Consider the following 1226-nt stretch of genomic DNA (forward strand, 5'->3'; position numbering starts at 1 on the left):
ATCTCTGAATGGGGAAACCCACCTGACAGATCGTTATAATTACCTCGGTAGCTTATAACAGTCTGAACCAGGTACTAATTACCTGAACACATAGGGTTTTTAGGGCAAACCCGGGGAACTGAAACATCTAAGTACCCGGAGGAAAGGAAATCAACAGAGACTCCGTTAGTAGTGGCGAGCGAACGCGGACCAGCCGATCCATGAAGAGTGACTGGAATGACCTGGAAAGGTCAGCGATACAGGGTGACAGCCCCGTACAGGAAGCTCCATTGGACATATTAAGTAAGGCGGGACACGTGAAATCCTGTCTGAAGATCGGGGGACCACCCCCGAAGGCTAAGTACTCCTTGCTGACCGATAGCGAACCAGTACCGTGAGGGAAAGGTGAAAAGCACCCCGACAAGGGGAGTGAAACAGTACCTGAAACCGGACGCCTACAAGCAGTCGGAGGGACCTCGAGTCCTGACGGCGTACCTTTTGTATAATGGGTCAACGACTTGGTCTTACGAGCAAGCTTAAGCCGATAGGTGCAGGCGCAGCGAAAGCGAGTCTTAAAAGGGCGATGAGTTCGTGGGATCAGACCCGAAACCAAGTGATCTAGCCATGTGCAGGATGAAGGTTAGGTAACACTAACTGGAGGTCCGAACCAACACCCGTTGAAAAGGGTCTGGATGACGTGTGGCTAGGGGTGAAAGGCCAATCAAACTTGGAGATAGCTGGTTCTCCGCGAAAGCTATTTAGGTAGCGCCTCGGACGAATACCTGCGGGGGTAGAGCACTACATGGTCAATGGGGGCCCACAGCCTTACTGAGACTAAGTAAACTCCGAATACCGCAGAGTACTATCCGGGAGACACACGGCGGGTGCTAACGTCCGTCGTGAAGAGGGAAACAACCCTGACCCGCAGCTAAGGCCCCCAATTCATGGCTAAGTGGGAAAGCAGGTGGGACGGCCAAAACAACCAGGAGGTTGGCTTAGAAGCAGCCATCCTTTAAAGATAGCGTAACAGCTCACTGGTCTAGATAAGCTGTCCTGCGGCGAAGATGTATCGGGGCTCAAGCCATGAGCCGAAGCTCGGGATGCGCAGAGATGCGCGTGGTAGCGGAGCGTTCTGTGATATAGCTCCATGTCTCTTGTCCTTCCTTACGGAAAGACGCAGAGACGCGGAGCTTTCTGTGAAGCCGGGCTGTAAGGCATCCGGTGGAGAGATCAGAAGCGAGAATGTT

At 52.9% G+C, this 1226-nt stretch carries 1 rRNA gene (running past one end of the window); it reads left to right on the forward strand.

Annotated elements, in window-relative coordinates:
* Positions 1–1226, forward strand: a 23S ribosomal RNA gene (locus EG244_RS20170) (its annotated part continues 462 nt past the right edge of the window); the annotation flags it as partial.

The sequence above is a fragment of the Falsigemmobacter faecalis genome, assembly GCF_003863335.1.
In the GTDB taxonomy this organism is placed as follows: domain Bacteria; phylum Pseudomonadota; class Alphaproteobacteria; order Rhodobacterales; family Rhodobacteraceae; genus Wagnerdoeblera; species Wagnerdoeblera faecalis.